Annotated in this window: 13 protein-coding genes; 3 read left to right on the top strand and 10 right to left on the bottom strand. The window is 54.7% G+C overall.

Annotated features, from left to right (window positions below):
* Positions 1–349: 349 nt before the first annotated feature.
* The 4 genes from AC3G2T_RS37010 to sigY are packed head-to-tail and all read right to left on the bottom strand — an operon-like array spanning position 350 to position 2270.
* Entirely contained in the window at positions 350–1159 is an 810-nt protein-coding gene (locus AC3G2T_RS37010) for a CPBP family glutamic-type intramembrane protease (protein ID WP_488438578.1), read from the bottom strand.
* A gap of 5 nt (positions 1160–1164) precedes the next feature.
* Positions 1165–1380, bottom strand: coding sequence for a sigmaY antisigma factor component (locus tag AC3G2T_RS37015; protein ID WP_474685050.1), 216 nt, complete (start codon positions 1378–1380; stop codon positions 1165–1167).
* Positions 1373–1753 carry a YxlC family protein gene (locus AC3G2T_RS37020; RefSeq protein WP_488438579.1) on the bottom strand — a complete coding sequence of 127 codons (381 nt, stop codon included), beginning with the start codon at positions 1751–1753 and terminating at the stop codon, positions 1373–1375. The genes AC3G2T_RS37015 and AC3G2T_RS37020 overlap by 8 nt, the downstream gene beginning before the upstream one ends.
* 1 nt (position 1754) lies before the next feature.
* Positions 1755–2270: an RNA polymerase sigma factor SigY gene (gene sigY / locus AC3G2T_RS37025; RefSeq protein WP_488438580.1), complete on the bottom strand. Its 516-nt coding sequence runs from the start codon at positions 2268–2270 to the stop codon at positions 1755–1757.
* A gap of 171 nt (positions 2271–2441) precedes the next feature.
* Here sigY and AC3G2T_RS37030 point away from each other — a divergent pair, with 171 nt between their 5' ends.
* Positions 2442–3335, top strand: coding sequence for a GNAT family N-acetyltransferase (locus AC3G2T_RS37030; RefSeq protein ID WP_488438581.1), 894 nt, complete (start codon positions 2442–2444; stop codon positions 3333–3335).
* A gap of 51 nt (positions 3336–3386) precedes the next feature.
* Here the strand turns inward: AC3G2T_RS37030 and pyrH are convergent, their stop codons facing one another.
* The 3 genes from pyrH to AC3G2T_RS37045 form a co-directional block, all read right to left on the bottom strand.
* Positions 3387–4121 carry a UMP kinase gene (gene pyrH, locus AC3G2T_RS37035; protein ID WP_474685054.1) on the bottom strand — a complete coding sequence of 245 codons (735 nt, stop codon included), beginning with the start codon at positions 4119–4121 and terminating at the stop codon, positions 3387–3389.
* Positions 4122–4338: 217 nt separating this feature from the next.
* Positions 4339–5667 (bottom strand): MFS transporter, encoded by a 1329-nt coding sequence (locus AC3G2T_RS37040; RefSeq protein ID WP_488438582.1) that lies wholly within the window; start codon positions 5665–5667, stop codon positions 4339–4341.
* Between the two features lie 171 nt (positions 5668–5838).
* Positions 5839–8742 carry an ATP-binding protein gene (locus AC3G2T_RS37045; RefSeq protein WP_488438583.1) on the bottom strand — a complete coding sequence of 968 codons (2904 nt, stop codon included), beginning with the start codon at positions 8740–8742 and terminating at the stop codon, positions 5839–5841.
* A gap of 187 nt (positions 8743–8929) precedes the next feature.
* On the opposite strand from AC3G2T_RS37045, the gene AC3G2T_RS37050 reads away from it, so the two are divergent.
* Positions 8930–10117, top strand: a complete 1188-nt coding sequence (locus AC3G2T_RS37050) for an EAL domain-containing protein (protein WP_474685057.1) — start codon at positions 8930–8932, stop codon at positions 10115–10117.
* A gap of 787 nt (positions 10118–10904) precedes the next feature.
* On the opposite strand, the gene AC3G2T_RS37055 is transcribed toward AC3G2T_RS37050, so the two are convergent.
* From AC3G2T_RS37055 to AC3G2T_RS37065, 3 genes are all read right to left on the bottom strand, one after another.
* Positions 10905–11573, bottom strand: coding sequence for a DUF559 domain-containing protein (locus tag AC3G2T_RS37055; RefSeq protein ID WP_488438584.1), 669 nt, complete (start codon positions 11571–11573; stop codon positions 10905–10907).
* Between the two features lie 645 nt (positions 11574–12218).
* The gene (locus AC3G2T_RS37060) at positions 12219–15095 is read right to left on the bottom strand and encodes a DEAD/DEAH box helicase (protein WP_488438585.1); all 2877 of its coding nucleotides are present in this window, start codon (positions 15093–15095) and stop codon (positions 12219–12221) included.
* The gene (locus AC3G2T_RS37065) at positions 15083–16714 is read right to left on the bottom strand and encodes an SWIM zinc finger family protein (RefSeq protein WP_474685060.1); all 1632 of its coding nucleotides are present in this window, start codon (positions 16712–16714) and stop codon (positions 15083–15085) included. The genes AC3G2T_RS37060 and AC3G2T_RS37065 overlap by 13 nt, the downstream gene beginning before the upstream one ends.
* A gap of 239 nt (positions 16715–16953) precedes the next feature.
* Between AC3G2T_RS37065 and AC3G2T_RS37070 the strand changes: the two genes are divergently transcribed.
* On the top strand, positions 16954–17247 hold the full coding sequence (locus AC3G2T_RS37070) for a hypothetical protein (RefSeq protein WP_474685061.1): 294 nt from the start codon (positions 16954–16956) through the stop codon (positions 17245–17247).
* Positions 17248–17619: the final 372 nt, after the last annotated feature.

Raw genomic sequence — 17619 nt, forward strand, 5'->3', positions numbered from 1 at the left:
ACTCCCGCGCCTTCGCTTGGGCTACACCCGCCGCCGGCCATCTGTTCTGAATATTCGCAAAATAACAGTTCATCCATTATTTCGACGAGCTACCCTACTGACTTACACAAACTTCTTGACGCTACCTGGCCAGCGATCAAGGACGCAAATTCATGTATTTTTGCAGGTTTTCTTCGCGCAGTCAGGCAGATTGTAGCTATCCTATCGCCTCTGACGCGGGGTGTTTTTGGGCGGCCTGTACTTTCCGCAGGCTCTCCCACTGTCTAGCCGCCTTACGCTGGGTACTTGCTGAATAGAGCCGCGATCGCTCATTTTCGAATCCTCTCGGAAGAGGTTGTTTTTATTATTCCTAAGTTAAAATAAGAGGCCAAAGGACATGTAAGAAAAGATCTCCGAACATATGGGAAATGATGGCGTATTCCAGTCCCTTCTTCCAATACAGGTAACCGAAAAGGATGCCCAGCAGCCCGTTGCCGAGCAGCGCTCTTGCGATAATCAGCGGGGTCAAATCACCGAATAAGGCGGCTGTGGCGGGCAAATGCCCTGCTCCGAACAGGATGGTGGCGAGGACAATCGAGATCCAGTATACCGGGGACGGGATTCGGGAAGGCGCGCCCAGGCATTTGGCGATGATCCACACGAATGCTGTCATGAGAAACAAGCGAACCAGCACTTCTTCGACGATGCCTCCGTATACGAATGTCAGGGCGTTTTTCCACATGGACACGGCCGGCTGCGACGATAGTTTCGGGAGATGCGGTTGAAACAGGAGCGTATCCGCCATCATCAGCAAGAAGCTTCCCAAGAAACTTCCCGATACCGCAACAAACAGCCACTTTTTCGAAAAAGCGGGCCGCTTCCCTCCGTACAGCCAGCTCCGCAGCAGCGGTGCGCCGAGTCCGGTCTTCGGAGCCAAAGAAAGCCCGATCGTGCTTGCGAGGAAAGTGATGACAGCCGTTTGCACAACCGTCAGTATGATGAGAACCGCCAGCGGGGGCTGTCCCTGCGGGATTGCGGAGCTTAAGCTTTGACCCAAAAGCGCCAGCTGGTAAGGGATGATGGTCAATCCGCCCAAAATTCCCAGCAAAGTCAGGACAAGCACCATGCGCTTGTTGGCCAGAAATCCGGATCGAACCGATCTAAACATATGAGATGCCATGAAAATCACTCCTTTTTGGAACGGTGAATTTTGCGCACTGCGAACAAGTAGACGACCAGCGGAGTCGGAATTTGTATAATGCCCCAGATGCCCCAAAACCACGGGTATTTGGCGTTTCGCCTGCGGGCATCCACGAACAGCCAGGTGCTTTGGCCAAGGGCCAGCAGCGCGATGCCGATCCAAGCCCAGAGGGGCAGCTGATCCGGACTCGGTTTATTCATGACGGTTCACCCGCTTTCCGAGCAGCAGCCAAACTAACGGCGCAATGACGGCTATCGCTTGCAGAGCGATAAATAATACAGGCTGAGCGGCAATCGTTACATAGAGCAGCCCCAGCAGCAGCAGCGCAGCAAGCCATAGCTTGATCAGATCCTGCATCAGCCGGGAGCGCTGATTGGCTTTGGTCTCGGCTACTTTCCGTTCGAACCATTGCGGGTCGGGCGTAAAGGCCGGAAACAGCTCATCCAGCCGGTTAAGCCCTGCTTGCAGATCCTGAACGGCCAAGTCGTCAGCCGGCGACGGCTCCGGTTCTTTCGTCCCGGGTCCGTCCGCCCCCTGCTTCTTGAACTTATTTTTGAAATCCTCTGCGTCCACTTTAATCCAGCTCCTTTCGCAATTGCTTCAGTCCGTTGTGCACTCTGGATTTCGCTGTGCCTTCAGCGATCCCCAGCATCAGCCCGATTTCGTCGTAGGTGTACCCGTAATAATGCTTCAAAATCACGGGGACTCGTATGTCGTGAGACATGGCCCCCAGTATGCTAAGCACTTCGGGCCAGTTTTCATTTTGCTGACCGACCTGCCACTGCATGCGCCGCAGCGATTGTTCCTGCTCCTGCCAGAGCATTTCTCTTTTCTTTCGCCGCGTCAGATCAATGAACAGATTCGTCGCAATCGTTATCATCCACGAGGAAAACTTCGACTGCCCGTTGTACAGTTTGATTTTCTCGATGCACTTGACCGCGGTTTCTTGGGCAAGATCCTCGGCCATGTGGGAATCCAGCGTTATTTTAAGCAGATATTTATAGACGAAACCATAATGCTGCCGCAGCAGCATGGACAGAGCGGCGTTATCGCCCTGCATGGCCTGGCCGATTAATTCGCGTTCCTCCAAAGTTGACTTCCTCTCTGTCTGAGTTCGTAGATAGTACGACGAGCCTGCGGGAATCGTTCACTTGCGCCGGAAAAAATGTTTAAAGTTATTTTTTAGCTTACCACGCGGGGCGCGGGACATGTATAATTCCCTTAATAACCAGTGGTTAATTAAAGGGATGGGGGAGATCGTTTGAGGCATGGATTACAGCCCAGCGTGGGCTTGACGGCGTCGGAACTGGAAGAGGTACGGCGTCTGGCCGATATTTGCAATGCGGCGGAGCAGATTGAAATCAAGCTGAATTGGGGCACGCTTGCGAGCCGGCCCGAAGGGGTTTTGAACGATTTTTTGTACTATGACGAGGGGCGTTTGGTCGGATTTTTGGGCATTTACAGTTTTATTTCGGCCGAAGCGGAAATCAGCGGTATGGTGCATCCCGATTATCGACGGCGCGGCATATTCAGCGAATTGACGAAAGCCGCCCAAGAGGAGTGCAGCCGCAGAGCGATTCCGAAGCTGATCTTTATCAATCAGCGCGGCTCGGCCGGCGGCAAGGCATACCTTGCCCAATTCGGCGCGGTATACGATTTTTCCGAGTATGTCATGGAAAAGAACAGCGGTTATACGGCGCAGGATTCGCCTGCGGAAACCCACGGGATTCGCCTCCGTCTGGCCGACAGGAGCGATACGGAGCTGCTCGTCGCCCTGAATATGGCCGGGTTTGCGATGGCCGAGCAGGACGCAAGGGAGTATGTGACGGAAACGATCAACGGGGAAAAAGAACGCACCCTTATTGCCGAGCTCGGCCCGGATTGGGAACCGATCGGAAAGATCGGCGCGATGGTGGAAAAGGACGGCTCCTCGTTCATTTACGGTTTTTGCGTGCTGCCTGAGAAGCGGGGCCTGGGGTATGGACGCAGCATATTGCGGCAGACGATCGGGTATTTGCAGGAGCAGGGCCAGACGGGCGTCATGAAGCTGGAAGTTGCCGTAGGTAACGAAGGCGCGCTTGGGCTATACAAGTCTTGCGGTTTTGAGACGAAGAACGTGAACGATTACTACGTATATCCGGCGCCGCTCGGATGAAAAAAAGGATACAGAGGCAGACGCTCGGCTGCTCCTGTATCCTTTTTACGGTTATATGAACGTGAGTACGGAATCCTTGCTGATCAGCGTGCCCGTGTTTTTGCCTTCGCAAATTTCTTTCATTGATCCGGGTTTGTCGAAATTGAACACATGAATAGGCAGGTGATAATCCCGTGCCAAAATGAATGCGGATTGATCCATCACTTTCAAATTGTTTTGAATGACGTCGTTGTAGTGGAGGGACTTGTACTGCCTGGCATCCGCATGGAGTTTGGGGTCTTTGTCGTATACGGCGTCGACGCCTTGCTTGGCGACCAGAATGGCGTCGCAGTTCACCTCAATCGCTCTCTGAACCGAAGGATAATCGGTCGTTACGTAAGGCTGGCCGTTGCCGCCGGCAAAAATAACGATGTACCCTTTTTCCAAATGGTGGATGGCCCGCAATCTAATGAAAGGCTCCGCCACCGATGCGATCGGAATCGCGGTCATGACGCGCACTTCCGCGTCGGTTTTGGCTTTGAGGACACCCCGCAGCATCAAGCTGTTGATCACGGTCGCCAGCGTTCCGATATTGTCGGCCTCCGCTTTTTCAATGCCCCAGCTCTCGCCCATATTGCCGCGAAAAATGTTGCCGCCCCCGATAACGAGGCACACTTCAACGCCCATGCCGACTACGGTCATAATCTCGCCCGCAATATGATCGAGTCTCGCCGGATCGAAGCCGAATTCGCTTCCTCCCGCTACGGCACCGCCGCTCAGTTTAATCAGAACTCTTTGGTACCTCATTTGGCAGCTCCTCCTTCAAAAGGCAATAAAAAAACACTAAAGCAATGAATGCTCTAGTGTTTCGTCCAATGAGAAATATGAAAGAAAGGATGACGCATACGCTTCTTCGCAATTCTGTTCATATCCACTCACGCCTTTCATTTATTTCTTATTGTAACGAGCCTGCTGCCGGAAAGCAACTTTTGCGCAAGACTGCGGGAAGCCGGAGGGGGCGCGGTCAGCTTTGCGGCGTCTTTGTCGTATACGGCACCCGGACATGCACAAACAGTCCGATGACGACAAGAATCATCAAGGAACCGAGGGCGATGCGGCTGGCGAGGTTGCCGGAGTCGGCGAGCGCCCATGTAATCGAGCCGTAGAGAGCGGGGCCTACAATCGAGGACACTTTGCCGGAAAAGGCGAATAAGCCGAAAAACTGGCCGCGCTTTTCCTCCGGCGTCAGCTCCACAATCAGCGTGCGGGAAGTCACCCACATCGCGCCCATCGACACGCCGTACAGGCTGCCGGCAATCCAGAAAAGGCTTTGGCTGGCGGCCGAAGAGGCGAGCGCAATCGCCACGATCAAAATGGCGGCGACCACCGATACGGCGCGTTTGGAGCCAAGAGCGCGGGTAATGTAGCCGAACAGGAAGGAGCCTACAATGCTGGAGAACGTCGATACCAGATAGAGCAAAATAAACTGTCCGGTGCTGAAGCCCATGACCGTACTGGCATAGACCGCCATCACGGCAATCGCCGTAGCAATCGCATCGTTAAAAAAGAAGTAAGCGATCATAAAAAGAAAGGCTGCACGATAACGTCTGGCCTCTTTGAACGTCAGCCAAATTTCCCGGTAGCCGCTCAGCAGCGATTTCCCGGCGTCTGCTGATGCCGCAGGTTTTTCTTTATAAAAGAGCATGATCGGCAAGGAGAACAGCAGGAACATCAATGCGCTGGGGATGAACGTGTACTCATAGTGCTTATCCCCGATCAGCGGGAAAACGACAAGCCCGACGAGTGTGCCGATATACCCGACAGCGACGCCGAAGCCGGAAATGACGGGCAGTTCCCGGGCGTTGCCGAGGTCGGAGATCATGGAATCGTAAAAGACCAGGCACGAATTATAGAAAAATTTGGCGATCATAAAGAAAAAGATGACGCCCAGAATCGAAGCGTTGAGGCCCGCCCACTGCCGTTCCGTAGGCCAAAGAGCCGAAGCTCCCATGAGCAGCGTGGCGGCGATGCAGATGAGCGTGAAGGGGACGAGGAACGCTTTTTTCTTGCCTGTCCGGTCGATCCATACTCCGAACAAGGGGGAGAGCAGGACGAGAAACAAAGCGGAAACAGCGTTGGAATACGTAATGAAAGTGCTCGCGATCTGGTTCATTTCTTCGCTTTTGCCGAGCGCCCCGGTCAAATAAAAAGGATAAAAGATCGTGACAATATTGGACGAAAATATCGTATTGGCAAAATCGTACATCGCCCAGGACAGGATGGGCAGGGAGAAAAACAATGCCCAGGCCTTGCGGGCAGGCCGCCCGCCGGAAACGGGTTCTAGCTGTGCCACTCGATCACGCCTTTCCTCTTTTTTTTCTACAGTATATTGGCTGCGAAGGAAAGAAAATCCTTTATCTTTACAAAAATTGAAAATGCCGGTCTCGAAGGATAGGAAAAGACGCCTCCGAAACCGCTATCTCAAGCGGAATGAGGCGTCTTGCTCAGTTGACGGCGAGGGCCGCTACTGCCCGGTTGGGCGTTTCGGGGCCGCTGGGGGCGAAGCTTTCTTGATCTCCACTTCGATCATATCGAGATTTTCTTTCATCTCCGATACCTCGATACCGCTGCGTTCCAGGACCGTGGAGAGGTATTCCTTATCCTGGGCCGGGAATACGTAAGAATGGTGCCCATGCGAATCCAGCAGCCGCTGGGCCACTTGCACGAGCCGCTCCATCGTGAAAGGCTTTTTCATATATTTCTCGATTTCTTTCTCCTGGTAGTCATGCGGCGGATCCAGAGCTGTGGACACGATCACAGGCGTTTGGCAGTGCACGGGATGGCGGTACAGCTCCGCAAGGAAATCCCAGCCCGTCTTCGCCCCTTCCAGAAGGATGTCGACGATAAACAGCAGCGGGCGGGCGGCGCTTTCGCGCTCCAGGGCAAGAATGCCTTCTTCCGCCGAGCGGAACTGCATGGAAGGAAGCCCGAGTTTGTTCAAAGCGACTTGAATCAGCTTGGCCAAATTGTCGTCATCCTCAAAGATGACGATCCGGCCGTCGATTGAGGACAGCTCGAACAAATCCAGCTCCAGCGTGAAAGTTGTCCCCACGCCCATCTCGGAGCTGAAGCTTACCCGGCCGGCATGGCCCTCGATAATTTCTTTGACGATGGCAAGGCCGAGCCCTGTGCCGCCGATTTGCCGCCTGTCCGAGTTATCGACACGGAAAAACTTGGTGAAAAGATGCTCGTGGGCGTCTTCCGGGATGCCGAGGCCGTAATCCTGCACGGATATGGAAGCTTTGCCGCCTGAAGCAGCCAGGTAAATGTCAACCCGATCCGCGCCGGGCGAATATTTGATGGCGTTGCTGATCAGATTATGGAACACTTGGCGAAGCCTGTCCGCGTCGGCGCGAACCCAGAGCTCCGGTTGCTGCTGGCGGACGATAATGCGGTGCTCTTTATTTTGCCATTGCTCGACAACTTCCTGAACGGCGGGAACCAGGTCAACCGGGGAGAAATGATACACCTGCTTGCCGGATTCCATGCGCTGCAAATCGAGAAAATCGTTAATCAGATTCGATAGACGCAGCGCTTCCTTATGAATCGTGTCCATGTACTTCTTCTGTTTTTCTTGCGGAAGATCGCGGTGAATAAGTATCTCGATGAAACCGAGGACACTCGCCAGCGGTGTTCTCAGCTCATGAGACACGATGCTGATAAACTCGTTTTTCATTTCGTCGACCCGTTCCTCTTCGGTCCGGTCGCGGAATACGAACAAATAGCCTTTCAGAACCGCCTCTCCGCCGACGACGGTAGCATACAGTTCGGCATGCTGCAGCGTTTCCTCAGTCCCGAAGCTGAACCGCTGCGTCAAATGCGGGAGCCCGCCTTCCAGCATAGTTTGAATGGAAGAAGCTACTGCCGTGAAGCCGGCCGTCTCGCGGGCAATTTCGTAACAGCTTTCCACAAGATTGCGGCCGATGTGCCGGTGCAATTTGAAATACCGCTCCATCCGCTGATTCGCAAACAAGACGACGCCTTGCGAGTCGCACATCATCATGCCTTCGTGAGCGGCTTCGAGAATGCTTTCGATCAGATCGCGCTGATCTTCGATGAACTGTTTCTCCTTGATCAATTGATCGTTCAGCTCTTCCAGATGGACCGACTGCCTGCGGCGCTCTTCGTTCAGCACCTGGGTATGGAAGGCCAGCCCGAACTGCCGGATCAGGCCGCGGACCAGGCGCTGATTGTCTTCGTGCAAGGAAGTTTGCTGATACTCGGTCAACAGCAGGAAGCCGATCACCTTTTGCTTGTCGTCAAAAAGCGGGAAGTATTGGTCCACAGCATTCGAAATGCTCTCATGCAGACCCCGTTCGTTGCCTGACAGCATGCGGCTGCGCACAATCACGGCCCCCTCGTCAAAGACGCGCTTTGCCGGACCGAACAGCTCCGCTTCAGCCCGGCCCACGTATTCCAGCGGGTAGCCGACCGCATAGATCACTTCGTATTCGGCGGGGTGACGATCCTCGCGCTTCATGACGACCAGGGCGGAATCCATCAAGAGGGAGTCGAGCAGGGCGGGAAGGGAATGTCCCAGGAAATCGTTCAGCTCGAAATACCCTGTAAGCTTTTCCTGGTAGGAGCTGATCAGCTCAAGCTCGTGTTCGCGTTCCGACAACTTGGCGAGCGTCACCTGCTGCTCTTCCTGCTGGGCAATGATTTCCTCGTTCTGCGTTTCCAGGCTTTCGGCCATGTAGCGGTACGTTTCTTCGCTGCTGCGCAAATCTTTCTCCGCCTGGTTCGCGCGGGAGAAGATAACGACCGACAAGCCGCCGATCACGATGCCGATGAAACTGCCGATCAAACTAATGGCACGGGAATATTTGCCCGCTTTCTTGGAAGCTTCGTAGGCGTCGGCCGTAATATGGTCGATGTCCGACAGCATGCTGCTGTGAATGAGGCGGTAGCGGTCCATTAACGTTTTGCCGTTGATGATCCGGGTTTTGGCTTCCTCCAGATTGCCGCTTTTGATGAGGTTGATCTGGTTGTTATAGTGGTTTTGCAAATTGTTGATAATTGGAACAGCCTGCGTCTCGACTAACAAGCGCAGGGTGGGATAAGTGTCTTCGAACGCGCGAATGGTGGCCAAATCTTTGTCCAACTGCTCTTTTCCGGCCGTAAAAGGCTGCAAATATTGCTCGTCGCCTACCAATTCATAGCCCCGCAAGCCGGTCTCCTGATTAATTAAATCCGTCAATAAATTATTGACGGCCGTCGTAATCGGAATCGCATCGTTGACGATCGCGCTGCTCTCGTGCTCCACGTTGCGTGAAGCCACGTAGCTGTATGTGCTCACAAGCGCCAGCAAAGCGATAATGATAATGACATAAATGAAAGAAAGGCGCAGCCTCGAAAAAGATTTCACGGAAAGAAGTCTCCTAACATCCTTCTAAATAAAATTTTTTTGAAAATATTCGACATATTACGTCAAAATTCCTGCCATATGTCGTTGCATGATAGAGGGATGTCGATTACAATACTTTCAACAATCTTTTCCAAAAAATGTTGAATCGTTCGTTTGCAGAGAAACCCGTTGAAAGGAAGGCGGCAGCGTGCAGCAAAATGACAGTAGGATCCCGTCGAAACAAGAAGTGGCTCCCTATTTTCAGCCGATTGTTTCTCTACGGAATCAGGAGATCGCCGGTTACGAGTCATTGGGAAGAAGGATTCGACAAGATCGGGTGGAAAGTCTTGGACCCTTCTTTACGAGCAGGGACATTCCGGAGGAACAGCAGCTTTTGATCGACAGGCATGTGAGGGAGCTGGCGATCGACCGGCTGGCCGCTGCGGATGAAGACGTTGCGCTATTTCTGAACTTGAAGCCGTCGTGGATTTACAAAACTTACAAGCAGAGCGGCAAGCTTCCCACGATTGAGCTGATCCGGAAATACGGGATCGATCCGGCGCGTATCGTAATCGAGATTACCGAAGAGGAGTTCAAGGGCCACCTTCAGGAACTTACGGAAATTGTCCAGTTGTACCGCGAAGCGGGCTGCACCATTGCGATCGACGATGTCGGGAGCGGCTTCAGCGACTTTGACCGCATTGCCAGCTTGCAGCCAAAAATATTGAAGATCGACCTCCTTATTTTGAAAAAGAGCGCCACTCACGCAGGGTACAAAGCTTTGATGCAATCTTTTTCCATTTTGGCGGAACAGATGGGGGCCTCTTTGCTCGTAGAAGGAGTAGAGACGAAGCAGGAGCTGCACCAGGCGCTTCAGGCCGGGGCGAGATACGTGCAGGGCTTTTTGTTTTCCAAAGCGGAGGCCCGGCTGCAGGACAAGGATGCCTTCAAATCGATGTTGAAGGAAGAGATGAATCTGTTCTCCCAGGCGGAATTCGAGCGGTACAATAGGCTGTTCAGCGTGAAACAAAGCGTGAATCACCTGTTGAACGCAGCGCCTGCCATCGGCGGGGCGGAAGATGCGGACGAAGTCATTGAGCGGATGGCAGGCATCGTGACGGATAACTGCATGCGTATCTACATATGCCGGGAAGACGGGTATCAGATTTCATCCAATTATTTCCGAAGCGAAGCGGGTTGGAGGAAAAATGAGGAATACCGCGGCTCCAACTGGATTTGGAGACCGTATTTCATTTCCAACATCCTGATGATGAAGATGCACAAACAGGGCATCCTGTCGCAGGTGTACACCGATCTGGAAACATCCCGCCAAATTCAAACATTCTCGTGCGCGCTCGGGGACGGCTGCTACGTCTTTCTGGATCTGCTGCTTTGAAAGAGCGAAAACCTCTATGAGCGCAAAACGACCCAAGCGGCTGCGAAATTCTCGCGGCCTAGGAGTCTGGCGGGAGAACTAAGCAGCGACTCCGCCCGCCAGACCTCCAAGGCAAGCAAATTTGTCTTTCTAGATCGGGGCGATACTTAAAAAGCCTGCAAAAGTACATCTTTTTTCGCCCTGGTACGCTTGCCACGAGAAATTCCTGCAAATCTGCAGGCTTTTCGCTGAATAGCAGGGCTCAACCCCTTCATGGCGGATAATTCCTGCACAATCGCAGGCTTTTCCCAAAACAGGCCGTTTTCATCGTAAAAGCCTGTACTTTCGCAGGTTTTCCGGCCAGGAGTCCTCAGTAAAGGGATGTGTTGCGGAATGACGCACTCCGCCCGTGGGACTCCAAGGACCCCGTTCAGTCGCAGTGAAATCATGCCGGAACCGCAGGAACGCCGGATTCGCGTCATGCCGAAATCCACGAACGAGAGGAATTGTTCCCGGAATTGGCTTTTTAGGTGCGTTGCATATTTTGCGACGGTAGTCGTTGAAACCCTCGAAACCCCAGTTCCATTGTATAACTGCAATGAACGTGCCGGTCGCAACAGTGATTAGGAGGCCGCCCGCAGATGAGCCGACTAAGACATCACTGGTTAACGCAAAAAAACGGCGAAAAATCCAATTTTTTGTAAAAATCTCGACACTCCGTTATGTTTGGGACATCCCTTTGCGCTGCAAAACCGCTTGCCGGTGAGGAACGCCTTGCAATGTACGGGAAAATTTCACGCTGTTGCTGCTACAGCAACTGTACCGCGCTTCGCTGAAGCTCGTACCGTACGACGTGCTTGCCGTCCGCTCCGGTTGCAGCGGAAAGCAAGCCCTTCGCGCAGAGCGATTGCAGCGTTCGAACGGCTGAGCGATGGTTGACGCTTAGATGGGCTTCCAAGTCGATTGGGCGCAGCGGCCGGGCAAGACGGCAGGCGAGACGGACAATTTCCCGTTCCGCCAAGCTTGTCAGGCTGACCGGAGAAGCCTCCGAATGATAGCGGCTAAGCACCATGCGCAGCAGCGTGATGCACAGCTCGGGACGCTGAGCGACGTCGTCATAAGCGAAAGAGATCACTTGAAAACCCATGGCGGATAAAAAAGTTTCCCGATTCAGCTCGTTGCAATATTTTTGTCTGTCCATATCCCGAACGTGCGGACCGAAGCCTTTGATTTCGATAATCAGCTTCACAGCCTGGGTCAGCCAGGCGAAATCGCAAAAATACGATAGACCCCGCCAGTCGAGTACCTCGAATTCCGGATGCAAATCGTCAAAGTTGCCCCGGAGAGGCCACCAAACGTTGCGGCAAAACAAGCTCTCCGCCTCCTGATGCCCCCGCTCCAGCCGGCCTCTTCGTTCTCCTGTCCTTCTCTGCAAATGGTACCGGATAAAACCGGCATGCGCCTCCTCAAAATTCATCCCTTGCATCCCTCCCGAAAATAAAGAAAGAACGTCCCGGTTTCATTCGCAAATGAATGAAGCGGGACGTTCTTCGTCTCATAGATGTTATTATACTGCGGAATCGATCATTTGAGCAAGACTGCTGCGAGGGAGCCAAGTTGAATCAACGGCAGCAAAAGAAAAGCTTTCATAAATGAGACGACCGAAAAACTCGCTTACTAGAGCCAGTTAGTGTGTCACTGACCGGCATCGAGCTCAGAAAACCTGCAAAAATACATCTTTTTGCGCCTTGATGCTCCGGTTTCGAGCAATTCCTGCAAATCTGCAGTTTTTTCGCTCATACGGAGGGCAAAAACCTATTTTCATCGAAAATTCCTGCACAATCGCAGGCTTTTCCTCAAAACTAACTACTTCCGACGAAAAAGCCTGCACTTTTGCAGGTTTTGCGTTCGCCGCAGCCAAGTCGCCTAGAAGTCTGTCCGATTGAACTCAATAGACGGCAAGTTTATGCGAAATGACGGATTCTACGCAGCGTTAGTAGCTTATTGGCAGTCACAAAAGTAACTCCGACCGCCAGAATCCAAGTTGCCGGCTGCGCTGGCAAAAACAAAATCATCCTGCGGGCGACATATCAGCCTCAGCCTGAAAGCATGGCGCGGCGGCTTACGCCTCGACCCATTCGCGCCGCAGCGAAAACAAATCCCGCAGCTCATCGGTCGACAGCTCCGTGATCCAGTTCTCGCCGGCGCCGACGATCTGCTGGCTTAAGGCCAGCTTGCGCTCGATCATCTCGTCGATGCGCTCTTCCAGCGTGCCCAGCGTCACGAACTTGTGCACCTGGACATGGCGCGTCTGCCCGATGCGGAAGGCGCGGTCCGTCGCCTGATTCTCGACGGCGGGGTTCCACCAGCGGTCGTAGTGGAACACATGGCTCGCCGCCGTCAGGTTCAACCCGATGCCGCCAGCTTTCAGCGACAGGATGAAGACGCAGCGCTGCTCCTCGGCCGGCAGGCCGGCATCTTGAAAGTGCGCGATCATCTCGTCGCGCGCTGTTTTGGACGTGCCCCCGTGCAGGAACAGCACGGGTTCGCCGAGCTCCTGCTGCAGCACTTGCTGCAGCAGCAAGCCCGTCTCGACAAATTGCGTGAAAATCAAGCATTTGTCGCCTTCCTGGCGCAGCTCCTGCACCATCTCAAGCAGCCGCTCCAGCTTGTTCGAACGGCCGCTCCACGGCGCGCCGGGGCCTTCCTTGAGCATTAGGGCAGGGTGGTTGCACACCTGCTTGAGCTTCGTCAGCGCGGCGAGGATCAAACCGCGCCGCTCCATAGGAGAGAGCGTATCCAGCCGGTCGAACATGTCCTGAATGTAATTCTCGTACAGCGAGCCCTGCTCGGCAGTCAGCGAGATGAACGTTTTGGACTCGTTCTTCTCCGGCAGATCGAGCTGGATCGCTGGGTCCTTTTTCACGCGGCGGAGCAGGAAAGGACGGATCAGCTTTTGCACCTTGCCGATCGTATCGCTGTCGCGCGTCCGCTCGATCGCGTTCACATAGCGGTGCGTGAATTCGCGGATCGTACCCAGATAGCCCGGATTCGCGAAATCGAAGATCGACCACAGCTCGGTCAGCCTGTTCTCGATCGGTGTCCCGGTCAGCGCGATGCGGTGGTAGCCGTTAAGGCGGCGAATGGCGGACGCCTGCTTCGTATAAGCGTTCTTTATATTTTGAGCCTCATCCAGACAGATGGAGTTCCAGGCTACAGAGGCCAGCTCCGCTTCATCCAAATGAGACAGCGTGTAGGAGGTCAGCACCAAATCCGTCTGACGGACGGTCTCCGCAAAGTCGGGGCCTTTCAGCCGCTGCGGCCCGTAGTGCAGGTGCACTTTCAGCGACGGCGCGAAGCGCTTCAGCTCCATCTGCCAGTTGCCCAGCACGGAGGTCGGGCAAATGAGCAGCGACGGCGCATCCGGCTGCTCGGACTCTTTGACGGACAGCAAATATGTGATCCACTGGATCGTTTTGCCGAGACCCATATCGTCGGCGAGACATCCGCCGAGCCCAAAACGGCGCAGGAACAGGAGCCAGGAGATGCCATCCACCTGATAGTGGCGCAGCGAGCCTTGGAAGCTGGCCGGCGGCTCCGTCCGCGGAATCGCCGAAGTTTGCGTAAGCTGGTCGATCATGTGGCGCAGCTGCTCGTTCAGCTCCACTTCCATTTCGATGTAGCGCATCGCATCGGGATCGTCCTCTTCCGGCAGCAGGCCGCCGGCTTCGCCCGACAGATGCAGCTCCAGCACATCGCGGAAAGAAAGCCCCTGCTTCTTCCGCATCTGCTTCATGATCTGCTCGACCTGAGCCATAAAACGCGGGTCGAGCTGGACCCAATTGCCGCGAATCTGGATGAGCTTGCGCTTCTCTTCCAAAAGCAGCAGGAACTCCTCTTCGGTGAGTTCCAAATCGCCTATGGCCAGCTTCCAATCGAACTGCATCAGCTGGCCGAGGCCGAACATCGTTTCCCGGGCCGAGCCGACGGAAGACTTGATCTTCGCGCGCAGCCGCGGCCGCAGCTTGCGGATGCGGTCCCACCAGGCCGGGAGAAAGACGCTCGTCCCGGCCTCGACAAGCCTTGCGCTTCCTTCCGCGAGGAAGCGCCACGCCTCGTCCTCCGTCAGTTCTTGACGGAGGACGAGGCCGTCGCCGCCCGCATCCAGCCATGGCAGGATGCGCAGCCATTTGGCCGCGTCGCGCTGCACGCGGCCGATCTCGGGCTGCCACGCCTCCGGCAGGGGCAGCTCGCCCGGCACGGGCGTGCCGTCAGGCGCCACCGTGCGCAGCACCTCCGGCGCCAGCCGGTCCTGCAGCACGATGCGCAGCTGCCAGTCAGGGCCGTGCGCGAGGTCGGGCTCGGCGAGCTGCAGGCAGGTGCGCATCGGCGTCCGGTCCTGGCGCCAGCCGATCGCGACGAGCCAGTCTTCCTCGTCGAGCCAAATCTCGGCGCCGATCTCGCCGCGCCGCATAAGCGGGTAGGCGGCTTCGAGCTTGCGCAGATTGTCTTTCATGACGCCGTCCGACTCCACCCATTCCGGGATCAGCGCATGAATCCACGCCAGATTTGCCGGCGTCTCCAAAGCTTGCAGCTCCTCGGGTAGCTGGAGCTTCCAGCCGATTTCACCCGTTTTCCACTTGTCGTAATCGGGCATGAAAGCCCCTTGAGCCAGCGCTTCTTTGATTGCCGGGGCAAGCCGCATCAGATCGGAGCATTCCTGGCTCCAGATCAGCTTCAAATGCTGGGCCGTCTGCGGATTGCTGAAATATTCGAGCGCCTCAAGCGGCGGAAGTTCGATGCCTTCGCGGTGCTGCCATTCGCCGGGCTCGTAGAACGTGCCGTAGAAAGACGCCCGGTGCCAGGCGAACAACAGATGCTTCAAATCGAGCGCATCCCAGATGCCGCCGTTTTCCCGAGAGCCCCACAGAAACAGGGAGCCGCCGGGCATGAAGCTAACGTGAACCTTAAGGGCGCTGGTTTCGATCATCGAATCCATTTTCCTTTCTTCAGCTCTTCTTGAAAAGCGCGCAGCCGCGAGAATTTATCGGCCAGCCGATAAATGTAGTGCTCCCAGCGGTCTTCCTGCCCGAGCTGTTTGTAGAAGCCGTGCAGCTTTTTGAGGAGGCGGACGGCTGTTTTGTAGGAGGCGCGGTTTTTCTCCAGCACCGCCCGTTCCGCCGCTTGATGGTAGAGCGGCAGCAGCAGCTCGGCATCGTGCTCTTCGATCGCCCGCAGCTCAAGCGCATACAAGTTGAGCGGCGAGATGCGGTTGGCGAGCTGGAGGTCGATCCACTGCCGGTACCGCTTCGTATGCAGCAGGTAGGCGGTATAATAGTAATAGGAGCGGGGGAGGAGCGATTCCATGACCTGCACCCACTCGCTGTCCGAATCCAGATGCTTGGCCGTGTCCTGCCAGTATTGGCAGAAGGCGCGAAAATCGTCATGGTTCGCCGTAGCGGCGGTTGGCAGCAAATAGCGGAGCCACACCAGCGTTTTTTCCCACTGCCTCGCGTTATAGTAATAATTCAGGTAAATAAAAAAATCTCTCGTTTGCGGATGGTTCAGCCCTGCAAGCTGCCGGAAAGCGGCATCCGTTCGGTCCTGGACGATATCGAAATGGGCCCTCGCCATGATCAGCGTATCTTTTTTGCGGGGGAGCGATTCTTTTTTGCCCAGCAGCACATCCAGACGCTGCATTTCTTCCTGCAGCCACTCCGTCTGCCCGGCGAGCTGCCACCAAACCGACCGGTACACGAACAGCCAATCGATCGGACTATCTTTGCCGTGCAGGGCGAACTCGCCGAGCATTTTCAAAGTGGCCTGCCAATGCTTCGGATCTTCCCGAAAAGACTTATTCCCATCGATGCGTTCCAGCGCCTCAACGAGCCGGTCCTCGCAGTTTTTGGCGGCGATTTTGCAGCCGTTTTCATGATAATAAGACAAGTAGGAGCTTTTCGTTTCCTGATAAAACTGCTCGATCTTGCGGTTCATAAAAAGTACGATATGGAGCCGATACAGCTCCCGGACCGATATTCTCCAGTTTTCCGCGTAAGCGGGCAGCGTTTCCAGCGCCGATTCGTAAAAAGTTTCAATCGAATGCTGGTGGGAAATGGAAAATCCGTGAAACTTGCCTTCAAAAAAACGGTGCCATTCCACCGGCATCGACGCTTCCAGCGGCACGTTCGGCTTTTCCGATTTGCGTTCCGGGATCACGGCGGCGCCGCGAATCGGCTTTTTCCGGGTGTGGATCGCCTGCTTGAGCTGCTGCAGCAGCAGCTCCGGGCGGCCGTACGGCGCGTACAAGCTGAAAAAAGCCGCGGCTATGTGTTTGCAATAACCATCATAGGAGCAGCTGCATTGACTATGCGTGAAGTCTTCGAGATTGACGACCGTCTCGTAGACCTGATTTCCTTGGACCCGCGCGCGGATGCTGGTGCCGGCTAATTCAACATGGGTCACACGGTTTTTGTGATAATATTCCCAGCCTTGCTCCAGTATGACGGCGTCATAGTGGTGCTGGATCTGCTTCAATAGGTAGTTCATTCGATTTTTGGAAATCTGCAGTTTCAGCATGAGCGCTTTTTCTACCTCCGAGCGGTACATTCCTTCTTCCATAGTAACAGATTTTTTCCGAAATTGCCCATTTCCATAGTTTATGCCAAAGTATAATTTTTTATCCGTACCGCAAGGCGCCTGGTGGGAGAAGCCGCTTTTGTGCATGCCCGATTTCTCTGACGGATTCCCGGACGACTAACTCTGCAATTCCTGTCTATAATGTGATAAAGTGGTACTACGGAATGAGGGGTGGCCGCATATGGGCGGTTTGCCGATGCCGTACCGAAAGGAGAAGTCGAATGGGGATTAAATACGGCAGGGAGTATAAGGATATTGTAACCGATTTCATGCGCGGCATAGCGCTTGTGGACGGTTATTACGATTTGTTCGAGATGAGCGAGGAAGAGTGGCAGGAGCTTTCAGCGGAAGAGCGGGAGGAATGCCTGCGCACGCTGGCTGACGACATTTTTTACGGATTGGGCAGTTCGCCCGTGATGCAGGTGGGAGTCGGGACGGTTCGTTACGATTCGGCGAATCATGTGCTGAAAGTACATGACGGCGAAAAGCTCGTCTCTGTCATTTATTTGGTATAACCGAACCGGGCAGGAAAAGAGGGCCGTTCCGCGAGGAACCGGCTTTTTTGGCATATCGCGCGCTTCTCAAGGCGCTTGGCGCGGCGGGTGGACAGGCCCGCCATGCTTTTCGCACCGCGTGCAGCTCCCAATGTGCGGTGTTGCGCCTCATGACAGCGGTTGGTCGACCACATGCTTCCAGCCCGCAAAAACCTGCGAAAGTGCAGGGATTTTTTGGGGGGGGGGATGGTTGCCCGAAGTCGGGGGTTTAACCGCAGCTATGCGTCGTCGTCGCAGAACGCTTTTAGGGACATATTTGTTTGCCGTACGCATGTTGATTTTGTCCCACATTCGCCCGGCCGCCCGTCGAGGAACAATTGTACTGAAGCAAAT

The sequence above is a fragment of the Paenibacillus sp. sgz302191 genome (assembly GCF_057749925.1).